This is a genomic window from Ideonella lacteola, from assembly GCF_038066555.1.
Lineage (GTDB): Bacteria > Pseudomonadota > Gammaproteobacteria > Burkholderiales > Burkholderiaceae_C > Ideonella > Ideonella lacteola.
The window spans coordinates 599,297-619,452 of sequence record NZ_JBBUTG010000001.1 but is presented as its reverse complement, the minus strand read 5'-3'; the positions used below and the strand labels follow the sequence as shown (position 1 = coordinate 619,452).

20 protein-coding genes are annotated in these 20,156 nt (G+C 69.7%); 4 read left to right on the top strand and 16 right to left on the bottom strand.

Going from position 1 to position 20,156, the window contains the following annotated elements; translation table 11 throughout:
- Positions 1 to 8 precede the first annotated feature (8 nt).
- From fae (AACH06_RS02620) to AACH06_RS02595, 6 genes are all read right to left on the bottom strand, one after another.
- Positions 9 to 545, bottom strand: a complete 537-nt coding sequence (gene fae / locus AACH06_RS02620; RefSeq protein ID WP_341424035.1) for a formaldehyde-activating enzyme — start codon at positions 543 to 545, stop codon at positions 9 to 11.
- Positions 546 to 590: 45 nt separating this feature from the next.
- Positions 591 to 1,406: a formylmethanofuran dehydrogenase subunit C gene (locus AACH06_RS02615; protein ID WP_341424034.1), complete on the bottom strand. Its 816-nt coding sequence runs from the start codon at positions 1,404 to 1,406 to the stop codon at positions 591 to 593.
- Positions 1,403 to 2,329 carry a formylmethanofuran--tetrahydromethanopterin N-formyltransferase gene (fhcD, locus tag AACH06_RS02610; RefSeq protein ID WP_341424033.1) on the bottom strand — a complete coding sequence of 309 codons (927 nt, stop codon included), beginning with the start codon at positions 2,327 to 2,329 and terminating at the stop codon, positions 1,403 to 1,405. The genes AACH06_RS02615 and fhcD overlap by 4 nt, the downstream gene beginning before the upstream one ends.
- Positions 2,326 to 4,005 carry a formylmethanofuran dehydrogenase subunit A gene (locus AACH06_RS02605; protein WP_341424032.1) on the bottom strand — a complete coding sequence of 560 codons (1,680 nt, stop codon included), beginning with the start codon at positions 4,003 to 4,005 and terminating at the stop codon, positions 2,326 to 2,328. The genes fhcD and AACH06_RS02605 overlap by 4 nt, the downstream gene beginning before the upstream one ends.
- Entirely contained in the window at positions 4,002 to 5,348 is a 1,347-nt protein-coding gene (locus AACH06_RS02600; protein WP_341424031.1) for a molybdopterin-binding domain-containing protein, read from the bottom strand. The genes AACH06_RS02605 and AACH06_RS02600 overlap by 4 nt, the downstream gene beginning before the upstream one ends.
- Positions 5,349 to 5,748: 400 nt before the next feature.
- Entirely contained in the window at positions 5,749 to 6,495 is a 747-nt protein-coding gene (locus AACH06_RS02595) for a HisA/HisF-related TIM barrel protein (RefSeq protein WP_341424030.1), read from the bottom strand.
- A gap of 21 nt (positions 6,496 to 6,516) precedes the next feature.
- Between AACH06_RS02595 and AACH06_RS02590 the strand changes: the two genes are divergently transcribed.
- The 3 genes from AACH06_RS02590 to AACH06_RS02580 are packed head-to-tail and all read left to right on the top strand — an operon-like array spanning position 6,517 to position 9,186.
- Positions 6,517 to 7,485: an ATP-grasp domain-containing protein gene (locus AACH06_RS02590; RefSeq protein WP_341424029.1), complete on the top strand. Its 969-nt coding sequence runs from the start codon at positions 6,517 to 6,519 to the stop codon at positions 7,483 to 7,485.
- Positions 7,472 to 8,596 carry a hydantoinase/oxoprolinase family protein gene (locus AACH06_RS02585; RefSeq protein WP_341424028.1) on the top strand — a complete coding sequence of 375 codons (1,125 nt, stop codon included), beginning with the start codon at positions 7,472 to 7,474 and terminating at the stop codon, positions 8,594 to 8,596. The genes AACH06_RS02590 and AACH06_RS02585 overlap by 14 nt, the downstream gene beginning before the upstream one ends.
- Positions 8,587 to 9,186, top strand: coding sequence for an amino acid kinase family protein (locus tag AACH06_RS02580; RefSeq protein WP_341424027.1), 600 nt, complete (start codon positions 8,587 to 8,589; stop codon positions 9,184 to 9,186). Before AACH06_RS02585 ends, AACH06_RS02580 begins: the two co-directional genes overlap by 10 nt.
- 50 nt (positions 9,187 to 9,236) lie before the next feature.
- On the opposite strand, the gene AACH06_RS02575 is transcribed toward AACH06_RS02580, so the two are convergent.
- From AACH06_RS02575 to AACH06_RS02555, 5 genes are read right to left on the bottom strand one after another with little or no spacing between them, the layout of a single operon-like run.
- Positions 9,237 to 9,950, bottom strand: a complete 714-nt coding sequence (locus tag AACH06_RS02575; protein ID WP_341424026.1) for a (5-formylfuran-3-yl)methyl phosphate synthase — start codon at positions 9,948 to 9,950, stop codon at positions 9,237 to 9,239.
- Entirely contained in the window at positions 9,950 to 10,531 is a 582-nt protein-coding gene (locus AACH06_RS02570) for a DUF447 domain-containing protein (RefSeq protein WP_341424025.1), read from the bottom strand. Before AACH06_RS02570 ends, AACH06_RS02575 begins: the two co-directional genes overlap by 1 nt.
- Positions 10,528 to 11,934, bottom strand: coding sequence for a DUF6513 domain-containing protein (locus tag AACH06_RS02565; protein ID WP_341424024.1), 1,407 nt, complete (start codon positions 11,932 to 11,934; stop codon positions 10,528 to 10,530). Before AACH06_RS02565 ends, AACH06_RS02570 begins: the two co-directional genes overlap by 4 nt.
- Positions 11,913 to 12,527 (bottom strand): flavoprotein, encoded by a 615-nt coding sequence (locus AACH06_RS02560; protein ID WP_423221978.1) that lies wholly within the window; start codon positions 12,525 to 12,527, stop codon positions 11,913 to 11,915. Before AACH06_RS02560 ends, AACH06_RS02565 begins: the two co-directional genes overlap by 22 nt.
- 34 nt (positions 12,528 to 12,561) lie before the next feature.
- Positions 12,562 to 14,637, bottom strand: a complete 2,076-nt coding sequence (locus AACH06_RS02555; protein WP_341424227.1) for a sigma-54-dependent Fis family transcriptional regulator — start codon at positions 14,635 to 14,637, stop codon at positions 12,562 to 12,564.
- Between the two features lie 273 nt (positions 14,638 to 14,910).
- On the opposite strand from AACH06_RS02555, the gene AACH06_RS02550 reads away from it, so the two are divergent.
- Positions 14,911 to 15,360, top strand: coding sequence for a dihydroneopterin aldolase (locus AACH06_RS02550; RefSeq protein WP_423221977.1), 450 nt, complete (start codon positions 14,911 to 14,913; stop codon positions 15,358 to 15,360).
- A gap of 103 nt (positions 15,361 to 15,463) precedes the next feature.
- Here AACH06_RS02550 and fae (AACH06_RS02545) read toward each other — a convergent pair whose 3' ends face one another.
- The 5 genes from fae (AACH06_RS02545) to AACH06_RS02525 form a co-directional block, all read right to left on the bottom strand.
- Positions 15,464 to 15,976: a formaldehyde-activating enzyme gene (fae, locus tag AACH06_RS02545; protein WP_341424021.1), complete on the bottom strand. Its 513-nt coding sequence runs from the start codon at positions 15,974 to 15,976 to the stop codon at positions 15,464 to 15,466.
- A gap of 70 nt (positions 15,977 to 16,046) precedes the next feature.
- A complete protein-coding gene (locus AACH06_RS02540) occupies positions 16,047 to 16,979 on the bottom strand; it encodes a triphosphoribosyl-dephospho-CoA synthase (RefSeq protein ID WP_341424020.1) in 933 nt (310 codons plus the stop codon).
- Positions 16,972 to 17,925 carry an ATP-grasp domain-containing protein gene (locus tag AACH06_RS02535; protein ID WP_341424019.1) on the bottom strand — a complete coding sequence of 318 codons (954 nt, stop codon included), beginning with the start codon at positions 17,923 to 17,925 and terminating at the stop codon, positions 16,972 to 16,974. The genes AACH06_RS02540 and AACH06_RS02535 overlap by 8 nt, the downstream gene beginning before the upstream one ends.
- Positions 17,925 to 18,947 carry a methenyltetrahydromethanopterin cyclohydrolase gene (gene mch / locus AACH06_RS02530; protein ID WP_341424018.1) on the bottom strand — a complete coding sequence of 341 codons (1,023 nt, stop codon included), beginning with the start codon at positions 18,945 to 18,947 and terminating at the stop codon, positions 17,925 to 17,927. The genes AACH06_RS02535 and mch overlap by 1 nt, the downstream gene beginning before the upstream one ends.
- Complete coding sequence (locus tag AACH06_RS02525) at positions 18,944 to 20,110, bottom strand: ATP-grasp domain-containing protein (RefSeq protein ID WP_341424017.1); 1,167 nt, start codon at positions 20,108 to 20,110, stop codon at positions 18,944 to 18,946. Before AACH06_RS02525 ends, mch begins: the two co-directional genes overlap by 4 nt.
- Positions 20,111 to 20,156 lie beyond the last annotated feature (46 nt).

Below are 20,156 nucleotides of genomic sequence, written 5' to 3'. Positions count from 1 at the left end.
CTTGGGGTTCAGCTCCAGTCGTCCATGTCGTGGCGAATGGTCTGGCGGTTGGCGATCAGCTCGTCGATCGAAGGTTCATGGGCCAACGCGCGGCGAATGGCCAGCCGCGTGGCCTCGTAGTTGGTGCGGTACATGTCTTTCTTGTCGAGCTGGGCATCCTTGCCGCAACGGGGGTCGATCCACACCAGGCTGATGATGCACAGCTCGTTGACCAGCTCACGGGGGATGACACCGTCGATGACGCTGTCGAGCACAGCATCGGCCGTGGCGCTTTGCACCACGCCGCCGAAGAGATCGATGGTGGCCGCATCCTTCAGCGTCACCTTGGGCACGATGATCGTGGCCGGCCTCACCATCTGGTTGCACGCACGGATGGCGAACATCGCGGTGTGGCCCTTGCTCTGCGCCATCATGTTCGCGAAGGCGGCGCCCACGGGGCCATCGGTGCGGCCGATGAGGATCTCGGGCATCGCATCGGTGGCCTGGCCTTCTCGGGCCACCACGGTGGCTTCACCGGCGTGAAAAATGTAGGGCTGGCTGCTCATGCTGGGTGGGTCTCCTGGGGTTTGAAGAATGGGGAGCGCTGCGCGTCAGCGCACGAAGATGAGTTCGCCTTTGCCGCTCACCGCCGTGTCGCCCAGGTGGCGATCGATCGGGCGTTGCGGCAGGCTGCTGAAGGGGCCGCCGTGGCGGGCCAAGTCACGCGAGAGCAGTTGCCAGAAGACATCGGCTGGCGCGCCGGCGGGCACGAAGGTTTCGGGCACGGCCGCCGCGGCGGCACCTCGGGCGAACACCAGGCTGCCCCGGCGCATGCCGTAGCCGGCGTGGGCACCGGCCTGCCCACCCAGGGCCAGCGTGCCGGCCACCATGCGCGAGGCGAGAAAGTCACCGGCGTCGCCGAAGATCACCACCGTGCCGCGGCGCATGCGATCGGCAAAGCGCTCGCCCACCCGGCCGTGCACGACGAGCGTGCCGCCGCGCATGCCGTCGATGCTGCCCGGCAGGGTGCTGGCGCCGAAGTCGCCCGCATCGCCCGAAACGCTCAGCGTGCCGCCCGCCATCTCGCAGCCGAGCAGCATGCCCGCGTCGCCCCAGATGCGCAGCTCGCCGGCCTGCATGCAGCCGCCGGCCTGATCGCCCGCGGGGCCTTCGACCACCAGCAGCCCGCTATCCATCTGCCAGCCGATGCGGTCGAAACGAGAGAGGTCGCCATCGAGCACCAGGGCATCGCCCGCGGCCCGCTCGACATCGAAGAACTCGGCCAAGGGCACCGGCGTGTTGCCGTGGGCGACCATCAGGCGCTCCACGGCGGCGGTGTCCAGACCGGCGACGGACTGGGGGGTGATGCCGCGCATGTCCACCCGCAAGCTGGGGGCCTGACGCAAACGAAGGTGCCAGCCGTTCATGCCGCCGCCTTCTCGCCCAGCAACTGGTGCAGGTGGAAGTGGAAGGGCCCGAGCTTGCCGCCGTAGTTGCCCGCTGAGATGCGCAACAGGCCGCCAGCCGCGCCTCTTTCGATGCCCGCCTGCAGGCCTGCACGCATGGCCGCGGCCACATCGTCGGCGGTGAGGCCATCGATCACCACCTCCATCACACAGCGGGTGTCGGCAGAAAGCTCGCTCTTCGGCGAGAGGCCGCGCAGGCTGGGGCAGAAGGCATCGTTGGTCGAGGCGCCGAGTGCCGGGTAGCGGCTGCCCACCTTCGAGCCCGAGCGCACCACGCCGCCGGGGAACGGCATGATCACGTTGGGCAGGCGCTGCATCGCTTTCACGGCGGCTTCGGCCGCGGCCAGCGCCGCATCGGTATCGCGGGCGAGCAGCAGCAGGTTGCCCCCGCCCACGGCCTTGACCACGGCCGTCGTCTCCTGAACGACGAACTCGCCATCCATCACCGGGATGCGCCAGTAGCGCCGGCCACCGATCACCTTCGAGATCTGCCAGCCATCGCCAAAGAAGCGCAGGTTCTTGCCCAGTGCGACCGCCTCGCCCTCGTCCAGCCCCGCATAGGCCGCGGTGGTGGGGCACGTGAGCACGCATTGGCCGATGCGCCGCTCCAGTTGCTTGGCCAGCTCTTTGCCCGACATCGCAAAGAACAGCAGGCTGACGCCGGGGCGGCCATCGGGCGTCTCATCGGGCCCGAGCGTGCGCTCGATGCCGGCCTCGCAGCCGCAGGCGATCACCGAGGTGGCCAAGCCGGTGGCGGCCATGGCCGCGTGGTGGGCCCAGGTGTCGTTGTGGGCGGTGACGAGCACCCGCGTCGCCTTCATCGGAAAGGCCTCGGCAAACCCATCGTCGATGAGCACGCCACCGCGAATCAACGGCTGGCTCATGCGCGGCCCTCGAAGCAAGCGGCCGGCAGCAGGCGCCCGCCACGGCAGCAGGTGCACAGCTCGTCGTGGCCGATGGCCAGGTGATCGAAATTCACCGAGCCCTGCTCGGCCAGGTGGCGGCGCAGCGTCTTCTCGATGCCGCGGTCGTACTCGGGCTCGACGAAGTGCGTGCCGCCCACGGGCACCGCCGTGATGCGGCCGGCGCGGGCCACCAGCTCGCCATCCTTGAACACGTACTCGGGGGTGGTGAACATGCGCTCTCGATCGGGATCGTCTCGGTAGACGGCCACATCGGCCGCCGCGCCCGGGCCCAGGTGCCCGCGATCTCGCAGGCCCAGCAGGCGGGCCGGGGCCGCGCGCGTCATGCAGGCGATGTCGTACAGGGTCAACTCGCGCCGTATCGAGCGCAACGCCGCCTGGCTGGCCACATCGGGGTGCAGGCGGGCCAACTGCTCGTCGCGGAACGAGCTGTCCATCAGCAGGCGAATGAGGTGCGGGTAGCTGGTGAACGGGGCCCCGTTGGGGTGATCGGTGGTGAGCACGACACGCCAGGGGTCGTCGACCAGCAGGAACAGCTCCAGGCCGATCACCCACTGAAGCGCGTTCACATAGCTCTGCTCGCGGTAGCGGAACGGCACCACGCCGCAGCCCGCCTCGCACTCGATGTCGGACCCCACCCACTTGCGCGGCTGGGCGAAGCCGGCCTGGGCGTGCTGGCGCATGGTGTCGCCCGAGGCGGTGACCGTCTGCCCGAACATGATCTGGCCCACGTCGAGGCTGATGTTCGGATGCGCATTGACGGCCTCGGCCAGCTGCAGCGCGGCCGACGAGAACTTCTTCGGCCCCTCGGTGCCATAAGCGTGGAACTGCACATGGGTCAGGTGACCTGGCAGCCCTTCGAGCGCCGTGATGGTGTCGAGCGTGGAGCCGATGTTGCCGGCCACGCCCAGGTTGCTGCCGTGGATGTGCAGCGGGTGAGGCACGCCCAGCTCATGCAGCGCGCGGGCCAGCGTGTGCACCACCTGGCGTGGCGTGATGCGCCAGTGGGTGTGCTCTTCGTCGACATCGAGCCGGCGCTGGTTGAACTTGAAGGCCGAGATGCCGCCGGGGTTCACCACCTTCACGCCCATGGCCTTCGTGGCTCGGATCGTCCAGGCGGTGTAGTCGCGGATGCGCTCGTGGTCCCAACCTTCGGCCAGCATGCGCAGGAACAGCTCGTCGTTGCCGAGCATCACGTACGCACCGTGATCGAGGATGGGGGTGTCGCCCATCTCCATGTGGGTGTGGCGCGCGTTGCAGGCCATCATGGCCGGCTCGAAGGCGGCCGTGTAGCCCATCTCGACATAGCGGTAGCCGGTGGCCAGCGTGCCCGGGGTGCAGCCGCCGCAAGAGGGCCACTCCAGCGGGTTCTCGGGCGGCGCCAAGGGGTTGCCCCGGGCGCGGTGGTCTTCGGGCAGCAGCATGCGGGCGAGGTTCACCTTGCCGCCGCCGATGTGGGTGTGCATGTCGATGCCGCCGGCCATGATGACGCAGCCGGTGGCATCGATCTCGTGATCCACCGGCTGGTCGTCGGGCGGCACGATGCGGCCGTCGCGCCAGACGATGTCGCGCTGGTCCAGGTTCACGCCGTGGGCCGGGTCCACCACCCGGCCGCCGCGCAATCGCACGCTGCTCATGGCCGGCCCGCCTGCGGCAAGGCGGCCCTCAGCATCTCGACCACCTGCGCCACGCCTGGCAGCGAAGGAGCCTCGGCGGCGAACAGCGGCAGCATCACGCTGCCATCGGTGCGGAACAAATGTCCCGCGCTGCCGATGCCCGGGACGGCCACCGGGATGAACACCGTGTCGCCACCCTGGGGGGCGGAGGTTTGAGCGATCGCCTCGGCCATCGCCGGGTGGCCAAGCACGATGGCCGGCAACGCATCGGGCCACTCGGGCGCACGGGTGCCCAGGCTGGATACCCACAGCAAGGCATCCACGGCGCCATCGGCCATCAGCCGTTGCGCATCGAAGCGCTGCGGGTCGTGCTCGATGCCGGCGGGGCCATAGCGCGAGCGCAGCGGCAGGCCCGACAGCCAGGTGAAGGTCTGGTTCACGGTGCTGGCACCTTCCCCACCGCCCAGCCACATCGCCGCGGCGCGGCTGCGCTGGTTCAGCTGGCCCACGCAGCGATAGAGGCCCTCGACGATCAAGGCGCCCTGCGCCGGCAGATCGGCGGTGGCGCCGATGAACACGGCATACCGCGCCGCCGCGAGGCGGGGCCCCAGTTCCGCCAAACCGGGCGGCAGATCTCGCACGGCACGCCCGCCCACCAAGGCACCCAGCTGAGCGACGAGGGTGAACAGATCCAGCCCGGTGCCGATGGGCTCGACATGGAGATGCCCCGCCTGCTGCGCGGCCGCCACATCGTCTGGCGTGCCGCCCAGCAGCACCCATTGCCGCGCCGGGGCGGATGCGTGCGAAGCTGGCGCACGGTCTTCCGCGCCGATGCGCTGCAGCCACCGAGGGGCATGCCGCGTCGGCCAGCCGCCCACCGCCACGATCAGATCGGCCCGTGTGCGCACTTCGGCCAGAGTGGTGGTGAAGCCACCATGGTCTTGCAGCGGCCGCAGGGTGTGCATCAGTTGCCGGCCCGATCCCGCATCGCAGATGGCACCGATGTCGCAGGCCAGGCGGTAGAGCGCCCGCGCCCCGGCCACCTCGGTACCCAGACCACCGATCAAGGGCTGCGCACTCGCAGCCAGGAGGCGCGCCGCCTCGGCGACGGCGGCCTCCAGGCTGGCCGGCTGGCCACGAACGCTGGGGCCCACCGGCGTGGCGGCGGTTCGGCATCGGCTCCATTCATCCAAACCTTGCTGCGCCTTGGCACAGGTGCCGCCGCGCAAGGCCAGCCCGGCCGGCCGCGAACCCGGCGCCGTGGCGGCGGAGGCCACCGACAGGTCATCGCACAGCAAAGGGCAGAACGGGCAGGTCCACGGCGCCGTTTCGGTGGCGGCGGGGGCAGAGGCAACAGCGGTCATGTGCAGCCCATGACGCAAGCCATGTGCCACTTGGCCCGGATCGCGCCCTCGCTCGGTGCGCGGTGGCTCAGAGGCCGAGAGTTTTTCGGCGGTGCCCGAAAGGGGCCCCCAGGCGACCCGGATCGAGGCGCAAAGCACAGCCATAGCTCGGGCTATGGCGAGCATTTGCAACGAAGAGCCGGGGCGTTTGGGGATTCAAGGCGGGCATCGGCGAAAAACTCTCAGCCTCTCAGCGCTCGCCGTGTGTCGACCGCGCGGCCAGAACTGCAACACTATGTCGCGTTTCTGGCCGCCCACCACCCCGCAAGCCGCCCGCCAAGCCGCGGGATGGCGCGTGGAGGCGGTGGCACGAATCGTGATCTGCCGATGGCATGACGCAGATCAGCCGCCTGCCCCTGAATCAAACCTGCCGGGGGGTGGGCCGCGGCTGGCGAAGCGACTGGCGAGGTAGTTGGCCGTCGTGCAAGGCACTGGCCACCAGCCACGCCGCGGCGCCGGCCTCGCGCGCGCTGTCCAGGTCTGCCGGGTGGCGAACGCCGCCGGCGCCGATCAGCTCGGTGTGCGGCGATCGGCCCCGCAGCGCGCGGATGAGATCAAGATCGGGCCCGGCGCCGGAGCCGACCCGTTCCAGCGTCATCACGATCACACGCCGCGGCCAGAGGCTCGGCGACTCCCAGCAGCCGGCGGGGTCGAGGCGTTCGGCGCCGCGCCGGTCCAGCGAGAGGATGGGCTCGCGATGGGCCGCACCGGGCACCGCCTCAGAGCGAGCGGCCAGCGTGCGCGTCGATCGCAGCGATTCGCTGCCGAACACGGGCGCGACGCGCGCGCCGCACTCGGCCAGGGGCTTGATGACGCGGGCCACGTCGCCCTCGTCGGTGAAGCCGGCATCGAGCCAGCATTCGATGCCGGGCAGGGCCTGCATCAGGCGGCGCAGCACCTCGAGCTGCGGCAAGCCGCCTTGCAGCGCATCGAGATCGGCGATGTACAGCCGATCGGCTTCGCAGTGGTCGCACAGGATGCGCGCCACCGTGAGTGGATCGCTGCTGCCGCACAGCCCCGACACGATGGGCCGGTATGTCGAGCGCAGGCCGCCGGCCGCGCGCACCACCTGGCCATGCATCAGATCGATCACAGGAATGACAGTCATGTCGACGCACCGGGTGCCACGATGAAACGCGTGTTCTTGTACGAGTATCTCAGCGCCGGCGGCCTCGTCGATGGCGATGAGGCCGCGACGAACGAGTTGCTGGCGATGGGCCTGGCGATGCGCTCGGCCCTCGAGGCCGACCTGCGGCAGGTGGAAGATGTGGTGCTCACCGTGGCGTGCAGCGCACGCACGCCGCCGCCCAGCACCGATGCCGCGACCGCCTTGCCGATGCTGGGCGAGACGCCCTGGCAATTCGTCGCCAGGCAGGCCGACGGCCACGACTTCACCTGGGTGGTGGCGCCCGAGACGGGCGGCCTGCTCGAACGCATCAGCCGCGGTGTGGACCCGGCGCGCTGGATCGGCTGCGATGCCGATGCCATCCATCTCACCACCGGCAAGCGGGCCACGCTGAAGCGCCTGTCCGAGCAAGGCGTGGCCACCCCGCTGGCCTTCGAGCACTGGCCCGAGATCGACCGCTGGGTGGTGAAGCCAGACGACGGCGCCGGCGCAGTGGCCACGCGGTTGCACACCAGCCAGGACGAGGCCTGGGACGACTGGGCGCAGCGATCACGCCAGGGGATGGCCATGTCGCTGGAGCCGTGGGTGGTGGGCGAGCCGATGAGCCTGTCGCTGCTGTGCAGCGAAGAAGGCGCCGAGGTGTTGAGCGTGAACCGGCAGCACATCCTGGTCGATGGCGACGGCGTGGTGCGCTATGAAGGAGTGAAGCCGCACATCATGTCGCAGGCGGACCCGCGCATGCGCACCCTGCGCACCATGGCCAGCCAGGTGGCGCGTCACATCCCGGGGCTGCGGGGCTTCGTGGGCGTCGACCTGGTGTGGCACCCTCAGTGCGGCCCGGTGCTGATCGAGGTGAACCCGCGGGTGACCTGCGCTTATGTGGGCCTGTCCCGCGCACTGGGGCGCCATCTGGCCGCGGACATCATCGTCGCCCACCAGCATGACCACCGTGATGCCCATGCCCGCCACTGAACGCCCGGTCATCGGCTGGGATGTGGGCGGCGCCCATGTGAAAGCCTGCCTGCTGCGCGGCGGCGAGGTGACCGACGTGGCGCAGTGGGCCTGCCCGCTGTGGCAAGGCATGGAGCATCTGGAGCACACGCTTCAATCGGCCTGCCGGCGCTGGCCCATGGCCGACGACGCCGCGCATGCGGTGACGATGACGGGTGAGATGGTCGATCTGTTCTCCGACCGGCAAGAGGGCGTGAAGCGGATCGCGCTGCAGATGATGCGCACCTTGCAGCCCGCCCAAGACGGCGACGCGATGCGTTTTTTCGCGGGCGATGCAGGCTGGTGCCGGATCGACGAAGTGCCCGCGCAGTGGGAGCGCATCGCCTCGGCCAACTGGCTGGCCACGGCGAGACATGCGGCCCACGCCGTCGGCGATGGTGTGCTGGTGGACATAGGCAGCACCACCACCGATTTCGTCGCCTTCCGCGGCGGACAGGTGCTGGGCCACAGCCGCACCGACGCCGAGCGCCTGGCCACGGGCGAGCTGGTCTACCTGGGTGTCGTGCGAACGCCCTTGTTCGCGCTGGCGCGGCGAATCGGCTGGCGCGGCCGCATGCTGAACGTGATGAACGAATACTTCGCCACCGTGGCCGATGTGTATCGCCTGACGGGCGAACTGCAGGCCGACCACGATCTCTACCCCACGGCCGACAACGCCCCCAAATCGCCACTGGCCACGCGCCGCCGCCTGGCCCGGATGATCGGGCTCGATGAACACGACGGAACGGCCGACGAGTGGCTGGCCTTTGCACGGGCCTGGCGCCAGCACCAGGTGGACGAACTGGGCGGCCAACTTCACCGTGTGCTGCAGGCCCATTCACTGCCCTCGTCGGCGGCGTATGTGAGTGCGGGCTGTGGCGATTTCCTGGCGGCCGATGTGGTGGCGCACGCCGCCACGCTGGCGGGCCAAGGCAGGTTGCCGATGCGCGGCATGGCGTATGGCAGCGGCGTCGCCAAGGTATCAGCCGACGCGCGCTCCGGCGCTGCCCCGGTACGCGCCTGGGCCCAGGTGTGCGCCCCGTGTGTCGCGGTGGCCGCGCTGCTGGATGCGGAGCTGCGCCGATGTGGGTGATCAAGCTCGGCGGCAGCCTGAGCGGCGACCCGGTGCTGCCCGAATGGCTGGAGCTGCTCACGTCACTGGGCGGAGGGCGGGTCACGGTGGTGAGCGGCGGCGGCACGTTCGCCGACGAGGTGCGGCGGGTGCAGGCGCACTGGCAGTTCAACGACCTGGCGGCGCACAACATGGCCATCCTCGCGATGGCGCAAACCGCCTATCAGCTCAATGCGCTGAACCCCCGCCTGCAGCCCACCACCAGCAAGGCCGAGATCCGGCGAGTGCTGCAGAAGGGCCGAACCGCGCTGTGGATGCCCTTCGAGCTGCAGCGGGATCGGCCGGATGCCGACACGAACTGGGACGCCACGTCGGACAGCATAGCGCTCGATCTGGCGCGCAAGCTCAACGCCGAGCGGCTGGTGCTGGTGAAGTCATGCGAAGTGACGCCGGAATGGACACTCACCGAACTGAGCGATGCCGGCGTGGTGGACCGCCGCTTCGCCTCGCTGTCGACCGGCGCATCGTTCCCGATCGAGATCCTGCACAAGAGCGAGCTGGAGCGGATGCGCCAGCTGCTGCTCGAAGACGGCCGGCCCAGCGTGCACTGAGGCTGAGAGCCTTTCACCCATGGCCCGCGCGGGCCCGCGCGCCAAGTCAATCAGGCCGCCGCGGCCATGCGCTCGGCCTCACCCATGGCCTGGACCAGCTCGCGCAGCCGCCCCGCATCCAACGCGCCGGCCCTGTCGCCGCGGCAAACAGCCGTGCGAAAGCCAGCGAAATCCGGCGCGAGTTGCGCCAGCGCCGCCGCATCTGAAGCGCGCAAGGCGCCGGCCAGCCCCACCATCAGCCCGGCGTGCCGAGATGCCGACACGAAGCGGGCCAGCGCCGCACGGGCCACCACATCGAGCAGGCTGCCCGCGCGCTTGTCGGCGGTGTCGGCCATCACACCGGCCCAGTGGCCGCGGCCGGGGTGCTGCAGCAGGTCGACATCCAGGCCCCGGTCGGCCAGGAAGACGGGGACGATGGCCAGACCCTCGCCGGCCAGGCCCGCCAGCAAGGCCAACGCACGGCGCGCATCGCCCATGTGGGACGGATCGATGCCGACCTTGACGTAATCCACCCCGCACGAGCCCACCGCCTGCACGCGGGCGCGGATCTCGTCGAGCCGCTGCATCGGCACATCGCCAATGGTGGCGCTGATCGGGAGGCGACTCGACCGCTGACGCAGCACGCCCACGATGTGGCGGATCGTGTCGATCGGCAGGCCACCGAGCGCGCCCTGCCCCGGCTCTTTCAGGTCGATGAAGCTGACGCCACCCGCCGCGGCGAGCACCGCCTCGTCGGCATCCCTCACGCTCACCAGCAGCTTCATCAGCCGGCCTCCTCGCCCGCGCGGGCACGGTGCTGCGCCACCGCCTGCTTCAGCCAGTCCCAGGCCTCGTGCTCATGCGGGCCGGCCGTCTTGTCGATGGCGATCTGCAGGTAGGCCATTTCAGCGTCGACCTTCTCGCGCGGCAGCATCGGCAGCCGGCTGACGAGGATGGCACCTTCGACCACCGCGGCCTGGGCGCGGTTGAAGCCGGCAAACACGCCATGGTCGGTGGCATGCACCACCGACATCGTCAGCACCGGGCGCTGAGCGTCGTCGTGGTGGTCGGCCAGGCGCAGCTCGAGGTGACGCAGCGCCGCATCCAGCCGCACACCGGCCACATGCTCGGTGGCCACCAACGGCCACATGCGCCGCCCGGTGACGCAGCCCGCGAACACCCGCGTGTCCGTCACGATGTTGAGCACCGCCCGCTCGGTGGCCAGGACGTTGTCCAGGGTGCCCGAGGGCTTGAACGGCATCAGCACCACCGCGCCATCGCGGTAGCGCACCCCCATGGGCGCCACGTGCGGTACCCCGCGCGCCGACACGGTCGACACCACGGTTTCGAAGATCACATCATTCATCGGTCATCCGGCGTTGGTTCGGCCCGTGACGGCAGGGTGGATCCGGGCGCACACCACCGGCTCACGTCTTTGGCCGGCCCATCGTCGGCGCAGCCCCAGCCGAGCGGCTGATCCTGCACATAGCGCTTGCCGAGCCGCCACGCAATCTCGGCGCGTGCAAGTTCCACGCCCATGTAGAAGGCATGCGCGGCATCGTCATGCAGCTGCAGTTGGGGCCACAGCTCGAAGGGGTCATGGCCGAGCCGCAAGCCATCACGGTTGTAGACATGCAGGCCCGCCTCGGACACCTGCACACGAAAGTTCGGGTCGCGCACCTGCGCCGCCACGGCCTCGATCTCGGCCGGCGAATCGGGAAACGGGCGCTTGTCGTGCACCGTCATCAGTGCGTCGTCCAGCCCCTTGGGCAGGGTGTTCAGGCGTGTGGCCGCGTGCATGATGCGGCGCGCCCGATCGGCCTCGCGCACGGCCCGGCGCGCGTGTGCACTCACCTGCGTCGTCAGCACCGCGGCCACGTTCAGCTCGGCCGCCATGCCGAACAGCACCGCGTTCACGCCGCTGGTATCGGCTTCTGTCAGCTCGGTGACGTTGCCCACGCCCATCATGATGGGCACGTGGGGGAAGCGCTCACGCAGGCGGTGGTAGCGGCTGATGGAGGCGGCCAACCCGAAAGGAATGGGGTCGAGGATGGGGTCCGCCAGAAACGCCCGGCCGCGGCGCTGCATCTGCTCGATCGCCTCGGCCAGCGAGGCCTCGTCGGCCGGCACCCGCGGGATCAGCACCGGGGTGGACGCCACCTCGTCGGCCACCCACAAGGTGTCGAGGTTCAGGCTCAGCAGATAGTCGGCCCCGGCTCGGCCACCACGCAGCAGCTCTTGCGGGTCGACCGAGTCCACGCTGACGGTGAACCCCTCGGCCTTCAGCGCACGCACGCTGTCTTCGAGGTGATCGAACGGCGTGGCGGGCAAGCCGCCGAGGTCGATCACGTTGGCGCCATCGGCCACGTATTGCCGGGCCCGCTGCACGATGCCCTCCACCGTGAGCCGGGGCGCATCGACGATCTCGGCGAAGATCGACACGGCATACTCGCTCAAGTCCACCGGCTTGGCGGCACGGTCAAAAAACCGCGGCAGGTCTTTCAGCTCTTCGGGGCCGCGTTGCACCGGCAGGCCGTAGTGCCGAGACAGATCGTCCAGGTCGCCCCGGCAGCGGCCCGGCACGATCATCCGTTGCGCCTGCACAGGCGCCGCCACCCGGCGGCGGATCATGTCGGCTGTCATCAGCGCGGCCACCTGAAGGCCGATCTCGCGCACCTCCCAGGTGAAGGGCGGGCTGTCGATGCCCGCCAGCACGCGCTCGAGGCCGGGCTGGGCGAGTCGGCCGGTCAGGAAGACGATGTGTTCCATGACAGGGACAGTTCGCGCAGCCGGGCGTCAAGCGCCGATTCGAGCTCTGCCGGAGAACAAACGACCTGGCAGAAGTCGATCTCGCGCAGCCGTTCGACGTTGGCCAGCTCGATGCGGCGCGGCCGGAGCGTCACCCACTCGTGCGGCGACTTGGTGACCACCACCGGCTCGGTATCGCAGGCGAACACGATGCCGGGGATGCCGAGCTTGCCGGCCTGCGCGAACATGTTGGTCGGCAGCGAATCGCTGATGCCGAAGGCGCACTTGGCCACCGTGTTGCTGGTGGCCGGAGCCACCACCACCGTGTGGTAGATGTCTTCGTACAGCATGCCCACCGGCACACCGCTGGCCGTGCGATCGCGCACCAGGCGAAACTGCTGCTTCAGGTCGTCGAGGCGCAGCTGGTACATCGGCAGCACCTCTTCCGCCGCCGCCGAGAGAAAGAGATCGACCGCGGGCAGGCGCTTCGCCAGCGCGATCGACTCTTCCAGGAAGTGGCCCGAACCCGTGACGCACCAGGCGATGCGCGAACGCGGTGGCGAATCCAGCAGCGGCACCGTGCCCTCGCCCGCTGCCTCCGAGCGCCGGGTCAGCCGCGGATCGGCCTCCCCCTTGGGCCCCAGGGCATCAGTCGGGATGGGAGATCTCGATGTGCAGCTTGTGGAGCTTGCGGTAGAGCGTGTTTCGGCTGACATCGAGCGCCTTGGCGACATTGCTCACATTCCAGCGGTGCTGCTCCAGCATCTGCAGCAGCACTTGGCGTTCATTGGCTTGGATGGGGTTGAGCTTCACCGCCGCCGGCACGTCGTTCGGTGCGGGCTCGGACACGGGGGCGCCCGCCGTGTCGGCTGCCAGCCTCGGCATGGCCCGATCAACCGCCGCCGGCAACGCACTCCACGTCGACGCCCTCAAGGACGGCATGTGCTCACGGGTGATGGGCCGGCCATCGGCCAGCGCCGCCGCGCTGCGCAGCACATGGCGCAGTTGCCGGATGTTGCCGGGCCACGGGTGATCCAGCAGCAACGCCATCGCATCGGCGCTCAAGGTGGCCTTGGGCCCACCTTCGGCCGCCAGCGCATCGGCAATGATTTCGCGCCGGTCGGTGCGTTCGCGCAGCGCCGGCAACTGCAGCTCGATGCCAGCCAAACGGTAGTACAGGTCTTCGCGGAAGGCCCCTTCCCTCACCAGCGTGGGCAGGTGGCGATGGCTCGCGCTGATGAGCTGGAAGTCGACCGGCAAGGTCTCCTCGGTGCCCAAGGGCGTGACCTGGCGCTCGTCCAGCACGCGCAGCAGGCGGGCCTGCAAGGCCAGCGGCATGTCGGCGATCTCATCGAGGAACAGGGTGCCGCCATCGGCCTGCAGCACCTTGCCGCGCCGCCCGGTGCGCTGCGCGCCGGTGAAGGCGCCAGCCCGATAGCCAAACAATTCGGCCTCGATCAAGGTCTCGGGCAGGCTCGCGCAGTTCACCGCGACAAAGGCCCCGCCTGAATGCGGGCTGCCTTCGTGCACCGCGCGGGCGAACACCTCTTTGCCCGCCCCCGTCTCGGCGCACAGCAGCACGGGTGTGCGCCGGGCGATGACACGGCGCGCGGTCTCCAGGTGCTTGACCAGCTGCGGGTCCTGGAAGGTGCTGGCCGCCGTGACGGGCTGGTTCGGCGCGGCGCGCGTCACCCGCGAAATCTGTGCCTCGGAGGCGGTGGCCACGGCCACCGAGCGCGCCTGGCTCGCCGGGCTGCGCTCGATGGCGCGATCGCCATTGGCGTTCTCTGCCGCAGGCCGCCGTGCCACCGCGAAGAACCGCAGGGCCGCGCCAGCGCGGTAGGTGACCACCGGGTGGAACGACGACGACGCACTGCGGGCCAGGATGTCTTCGAGCGAGTTCTGGAAGATGTCTTCCACCCGCTGCATGCGGATGTCATCGGCGGATTGAACGCCGAGCTGGAACAGCGCGCTGCGGTTGGCTGCCAACACGCGGCCTTCATCCGACACCGCGAGCTTGCCTTCGTGCAGCGTGTAGACGAACTCGGGCCGGCTGTGGAAGTGCAGCGGATGCGCGTCACGAAACTGCAGGTCGATCAGCCGGTTTTCGATCATCCGGGCCGTCATGCCCAGCAACACCAGCACGTGCTGCTGCATCAGGCTCGACCGGCTCGTCACATCCAGCACCGCGGTGATCTTGCCGAGGTGATCGCAGATGGGCACTGCCGAGCAGGTGAGCTGGGTGAACTGGTTGTAGAAATGGTCTTCGCGCCGGACCGACACGGGGGCTCCCGCCGCCAGGCAGGTGCCCATCCCGTTGGTGCCGGCACGCACCTCGCTCCACACGCCGCCACAGCGCAGGCCCAGTTGCGCCGCATCCGAGGCGAACTCGGGCGACGACACCATGTGCACGATCACGCCGTCGGTGTCGGTGAGCACGACCGCGGTGTCCATGTCGGCCAGTTGCTGGTAGAGCGTCGTCATCTCATAACGCGCACAACGGATGACATCGGCGCGGCGGGCACGGCGCTCTTCCAGCTCGGCAGCGGTGACGATCGCAGGCTCGTGGGGCTTGGAGGGATCGAGCTGATATTCGTCCAGGCAGCGGCCCCACGAGCGCACCAGCACATCGTTGGCGTTGTCGTTGTATCCGCCACCCCGCACCAGTTGCAGGATGCGTTCGGCGTGCCGATCGGCCAAGCGCGTGGAATCGTGCAAGGTCATGGCCATGACGCCTCCAGGATCTGTGGAATAAACCAGACTATTGTGGGATGCACTCCCGCAGCCGATACCCGGTTAAACACGGGGAGTTGTATCGAACCGCCGCCGGTTCGCTGGCCCGCATATTGCATTTTTGCAATCACGGCCAGGCGCTTGTGCCATGGCAACGATCCTCTGGCGACACACCATGGAGACAAGTCTGTGAATTCCACTTGGCGAGAACCTTTCCCCTCTGCGGGCCCCGCGGCCCCAGCGCAAGCCGGCGCTGCACGTCCTCTGGATGTGATCTTCATCGAGGGCTTCGTCGGCCAGACCATCATTGGCATCTACGACGGCGAGTTGCACGAGCCTCAACCCGTGGGCATCGACCTGTACGCGGGCGTGGAGCGCGCACGGGCATGCGACACCGATCGCATCGGCGACACCATCGATTACGGCGTCGTGCACGAGCGCCTGCACCGCCTGCTGCGCGAGCACCGCGTGCAGTTGCTCGAAGCCTTCGCCGAAACCATTGCCGACATCCTGATCCACGAGTTTGGAGCACGGTGGGTTCGCGTGAAGGTGACCAAGCCTCGCAAGTTCGGCGATGTGCAGGCGGTGGGCGTGCAGATCGAACGTCAATCGACCGACGCCGACACGCCTCGCGACCGGCGCTCGCCCGGCCCCGCTCGCCACGCCGCGGTGTTGCAGCTGATCGGCAGCGGGATGGTTCCCGGCAAGCGCTGAACGTTCTTCACCGACGACAAGACCGCCCCGGTCTCCCGGGGCGGTCTGTCAGGCTGGGCTCTGATGCCTGATGCCTGGGGGCTGGGTGCTCGGAGTCTCGAAGTTATTGGTGGGCAGCGAACGGGTGGGCCGCCGATGCCTTCTTGGCCACCACCTCGGCGGCGGTAGGCACCCCCGCCACGGCGCGTTGGATCGCCTCGCGCGTGGCCTGGTAGTTGTAGTCCTGGATCTTCTTGTCGTCTTCAGCCAGCCAGTGGATGAACACGCCCACGCAGACGAAGAGGTTGTCGGCTTCCGCGGCCGGAATGGTGCCGTCTTCCACGCAATCGGCCACGGCCATGGCCACGCCGCGCTGGGCCGGCCCGAACATCTGCACCGCCTGCTTGGCACCCTTGATGGTGACCTTGTTGAACATCACGGTGGACGGCTTGGTCAACAGGTTCGGTGCGACCACCGCCAGCAGCGAAGTGAAGCCGTCCTTGTTGTTGGTCAGCGCGTTGGCGAACGCTGTTTCGGCAGCGCTGCCCCGCGGCCCGATGATCAAGTCGATGTGAGCGACCTCATTGCCATCGCCGACGAGCGACTCGCCCACCATCATGTGATTGATCTTTGCCATGGTTGCTTATCTCCTAATGGAAGTTTCTAGGTCATGAGCGCGCTGGCCGGCCTACCAGCTCGACCTGCTCTCATAAACACGATCCGTGCCACGCTGCCGGCGTGCTGCCGATCAGGCCGGCCAGCATCAGCGTGGCCACGGTCAGATCGGCGCTCGTACCGGGGTTGAGCCCCTGGGCCTTGAGCTGTGCATCCCAGTCGGCAAAGGCCGGGTCGGCGTCGAGCACTTCGCCGGCCTCGGCGCGCACCCTCCACGCCTGCGCCGAGCGCATGACAGTCTGTGCCACGGCCTCGCCGTGCTTTCGAACAATGTGTGAATCGGGCCAACTCGACAGGCACGCCAGGTACACGCGCTGGACGGCAAGCGTCGTGCGGGCATCCGGCGCGGCATCGTCGAGGGCGGGAAAGTCCGCCCGCCGGCCCAGCCCGGCGGCCTGCCACACCGGCAGCGTCACGTCGAACAGCCCGGCATAGCCATCGCGGTACTGGCGCGCGATCAGGTCGCGGTCAGCCGCCAGCACCATCGCCGAGCGCAGGCTCAGGCGTGGCGCGGCGTGCACATCCTCTTCGGGCGCTTCGCCCAGCCCACCGGGGTTGGCCGCCGCGATGGCGCGATAGGCGGCCGCAGCATCTTCGAGATCGAGACGCTGCAGCACGCCCTGCAGCGTGGCTCTCAGCGAATCGCTGGGGCCTGCCTGCTCGGCGGCGGCCGCCAGCGGCGCGCACAGCAGCAAGATGCCGAGGTTGGTGTTGCAGCCTGCCGCGGCCCACGACGCAGCCTGCGCCGCCTCGATGCGCGCACCCACCCGCGCGCCCGGCGCGAAGAGGCCTTCTGACGCGGCCTGCGCGCTGCGCAAGAACATCTCCGCCTGCATGCCATGGCCCGGTGAGGCCAGGCTCACGTTGCCGGGTTTGCGCACGCCCACGTCCAGCGCACAGGCCCGCAGGAAGGCGCGGCGGGCTCGGTGGTGGGCGGGTTGGCGGGCTGGGTGGGCCTCAGCCATGCGCCCGCGCGGGCCGCCCGGGCCGCAGCACCGCAGGGGTGGCCGGCATCTTGCGGTCCATCAGGTCGTCGACGATGGCCTGCGCGATGTTGAAGGGTGTCACCCGCTGCAGGCCCTGCCATGCGGCCACGCCGTTCACCTCCAGCACTTGGATCGGCGCGCCCGAGGCCGACGGCACGAGATCGACGCCGGCGTAGTCCATGCCGAGCGCGTGGGCCGCTCGCTCGGCCAGCTCAGCCAGCTCGGGCGTCAGCTCGGCCGGTTGCGCCCGCGCACCCTGCGCGATGTTGTGGATCCAGTGCGAGCTCACGCGCCGCATCGCGGTGATCGCACGCGCCCCCACCACCAGCACGCGCCAGTCGTAGCCGGGCTCGGAGACGGGGTCGACGAAACGCTGCAGGTAGGCCAGCGAGCCGAAGCCTTTGTCCAGTGGCGGCACGCCGCGGTGCGCGCCATCGACATGGCCCACCCGTTCGAGCCCACGCCCCTGCGAGCCGAACAGGGGCTTGAGCACCAGCGAACGCCGCCGGGCCCCCTCGCGGATGGCCAGACGCTGCGCCAGCGCGGCGGATTCGGTCGCCCACGTGGCTGGCGTCGGAATGCCCGCCGCGTGCAGCAGCAGGCTGGTCATGGACTTGTCGACGCTGCGCTCGATGGCGCGGGCGTCGTTGTAGACCGGCACCCCCAGCTCGCGCAGCGCATGCAGGATGCCCAGCCGCTTGGTGACCTGCTCGAAACTGCCGCCGGCGATGCCGCGCACCACCACCGCATCGGGCAGCTCGCGGCCGAAGCCGGGGATGACGAGGCCGTGCCAGGCGGCCGTGGTGTCGATGTAGCAATCGGCCAGGTCCACGCACCAGCCCACCGCGCCGCGGGCGCGCAGCGCCGCCTGCAGCTGCCGGGTGTGCCAGCCCTTCTCGTCGGCCATGATGGCGATGCGGGTCATCAGGCCGCCTCCATCCACAGGCTTTGCAGCAACGCCATGTCGGTGGCGCCACCGTGCCAGGTGCGCCCCGAATCGAGGTTGCTCACCCACACCTCGGCCGGCGCGAAGAGTGCGCCATCGATCTTGTAGAAGTCGTACTCGGCCTCTCGGAAGATCTCGGCGAACGACCGCCCGTAGTCTCGCGAATGGCACGAGGGCAGTCGCTGCGCCAGCGCGCGGGCGGCGTCGTCGCCGCCTTTCACGGTGAGGTGCACCCGGCCGCCGTAGAGGATGGCGTCGTTGGTGCGGCCCATCGCCTGCACGCCATCGGGGCTGGGCGATGGCAGCGGCGCGGTGCCGCGGCCGCCGACAATGTCGCCCAGCGCGAAACCGAGCTCATGCGCCTTGTGCAAAGCCACCTCCAGCACGCGCGCCACCACCTGGGTGGTGCCCGCCAGGCTGGTGGTGGGCGTGAGGATGACCGTCAGGCCCGCCGGCTGCAGGCCGCAGTGGCGCAGCAGCTTGTCGAGGATGACGGGCGGCGGCACCCGATCGACCTCCAGCACCAGCACCCCGGTGGCCGATGCGTCTCGGTAGCCCAGCTCGCCGAACAAGGCCTCTTTGCCGGCCAGCGCACGCGCCGGCCCGGAGCCGAGTGCGAAGAACTTCTTGCCGCCCGTCTCTTCCTTGCTCGCCGCCAGGCTCCAGCCGGCGTACTGGCTGCCCAGGCAGGCCAGCACCGGCTGGGCGCTGTGCACATCAACCCAGCTGGGCCAGCTGGGCCAACCGGATGGGCCCGACGCGCCCTCTCCCCGCAGGGCCACCGAGCCGAGGCCACCCAGACAGATCTCGCCCACGATGAGGCCGGCCGCCACGCTGCCCCGCGCCGCCACGCCCGCGTCCACGATGCAGACGCCGCCGTGGTGAAGGCTGGACGACACGCCCAAGGTGTCTGCCTCGTCCAGCAGCCGTTTCACCAGCGGGCCCGCGCCGGCGTTCACGCTGATGCGGCATCCCGCCAGCGCGGGGTTCGGGTCGGTCATGTGGTCTCCGATGCTTCGATGTCGTCCAGCAGCCGCGCAGCGGCGGCGCGCAACCGCGCCCGCACCTGCGCAGCCGTCGCCCCCTGGGCACTCACGGTGCACAAGGGGCATCCCTCTTCGATGAGCGTGCCGCTGCTGGGCAGGTCGTGCACGCCTGGTGTGGTGCTCAGCCGCCGCGCCACGGCATCGTCCACCGGCACCGGTTGGCGGGCGAACACCGTCTCCAGGCCCAGCACCTCGCCGTCTGGCAGGGGCAGGCGCGCATCCGACCATTGGCCGCGCAGGCAGGCCTCGACATGGGCCCGCAGCAGCCCACGCGCGAAGCAGCGCCCGTAGAGCGACAGGCTGGCCGGCGGGCGGGTGTTCACCTCCAGCACCAGCGCCTGGCCGTTTTCCTGCCAGAGGAAGTCGACGCTGCCGAGGCCCCGCAGGCCGAGTTCGAGCACCAGCGTCTGCAACTGGCCGCCCAGTGCATCCGCCCCGCCCGCCGGGCTGGGCAAGGGGCCGATCACGCCCGAGAAGACGAAGGGCCTCGGCCCGATGGGCCGGACGATCAGCTCGTTGAAGCCCAGCAAGGCCACCTGCCGGTCACCGGCCAGGAAGGTGGCCGACATCGGCACACCGGTCGCTTCGCGCTGCAGATAGTGGTGCGGCGGCACCGGCATGCCCGCTCGGGCCGCTTCGGCCACCCCGGCCTCGATGCGTTGGATGTGCCAACCGCCGCAACCTCGGGCATCCTTCAGCAGCCAGCCTGCCGGATCGTCGGGCCAGGTCGTGCGCATCTCGGGCGCACGCCCACCCACCCGGCGCAGCACGCGGAAGAACTCGGCCGGATCGCGCGCACGGGCGACCGCATTCGGGTGGTTGCCGATCAGCGGCAGGTGCTCGGCACCCGCGGCGAGGCAGGCCATCTGGCCATCGAAGCCGCCGCCCGGCACCCAGCCGATCACATCGCCGCGTTCACCCAGCTCGGCCAAGGCCCGCAGCACTTGTGCGGGCTCGATGCACAGCCGCTGCGGGTCGCCGATCGAGCGCCACTCGAGGCTGGCGCGCCGGGTGTCCATATCGCCGAAGAGGTCGAGCGAAATCACCTCGTAGTCGCTCTGCCCGGCCGCCTCGGCCAACGCCCGCGCCGACAAGGCGCACACCGCCAACACCGCCACGCTCAGGCCCTCGCCACAGCATCGCCAGGGGCAGCGTGGCCAGGTG

Coding starts and splice junctions, on each gene's coding strand:
- AACH06_RS02575 (WP_341424026.1), bottom strand. CDS start 9,950: ATGAAGCTGCTGGTGAGCGTGAGGGATGCCGACGAGGCGGTGCTCGCC.
- AACH06_RS02615 (WP_341424034.1), bottom strand. CDS start 1,406: ATGAACGGCTGGCACCTTCGTTTGCGTCAGGCCCCCAGCTTGCGGGTG.
- AACH06_RS02555 (WP_341424227.1), bottom strand. CDS start 14,637: ATGACCTTGCACGATTCCACGCGCTTGGCCGATCGGCACGCCGAACGC.
- AACH06_RS02540 (WP_341424020.1), bottom strand. CDS start 16,979: ATGGCTGAGGCCCACCCAGCCCGCCAACCCGCCCACCACCGAGCCCGC.
- AACH06_RS02535 (WP_341424019.1), bottom strand. CDS start 17,925: ATGACCCGCATCGCCATCATGGCCGACGAGAAGGGCTGGCACACCCGG.
- AACH06_RS02590 (WP_341424029.1), top strand. CDS start 6,517: ATGAAACGCGTGTTCTTGTACGAGTATCTCAGCGCCGGCGGCCTCGTC.
- mch (WP_341424018.1), bottom strand. CDS start 18,947: ATGACCGACCCGAACCCCGCGCTGGCGGGATGCCGCATCAGCGTGAAC.
- AACH06_RS02585 (WP_341424028.1), top strand. CDS start 7,472: ATGCCCGCCACTGAACGCCCGGTCATCGGCTGGGATGTGGGCGGCGCC.
- fae (WP_341424035.1), bottom strand. CDS start 545: ATGAGCAGCCAGCCCTACATTTTTCACGCCGGTGAAGCCACCGTGGTG.
- AACH06_RS02565 (WP_341424024.1), bottom strand. CDS start 11,934: ATGGAACACATCGTCTTCCTGACCGGCCGACTCGCCCAGCCCGGCCTC.
- AACH06_RS02605 (WP_341424032.1), bottom strand. CDS start 4,005: ATGAGCAGCGTGCGATTGCGCGGCGGCCGGGTGGTGGACCCGGCCCAC.
- AACH06_RS02580 (WP_341424027.1), top strand. CDS start 8,587: ATGTGGGTGATCAAGCTCGGCGGCAGCCTGAGCGGCGACCCGGTGCTG.
- AACH06_RS02600 (WP_341424031.1), bottom strand. CDS start 5,348: ATGACCGCTGTTGCCTCTGCCCCCGCCGCCACCGAAACGGCGCCGTGG.
- fae (WP_341424021.1), bottom strand. CDS start 15,976: ATGGCAAAGATCAATCACATGATGGTGGGCGAGTCGCTCGTCGGCGAT.
- AACH06_RS02570 (WP_341424025.1), bottom strand. CDS start 10,531: ATGAATGATGTGATCTTCGAAACCGTGGTGTCGACCGTGTCGGCGCGC.
- fhcD (WP_341424033.1), bottom strand. CDS start 2,329: ATGAGCCAGCCGTTGATTCGCGGTGGCGTGCTCATCGACGATGGGTTT.
- AACH06_RS02595 (WP_341424030.1), bottom strand. CDS start 6,495: ATGACTGTCATTCCTGTGATCGATCTGATGCATGGCCAGGTGGTGCGC.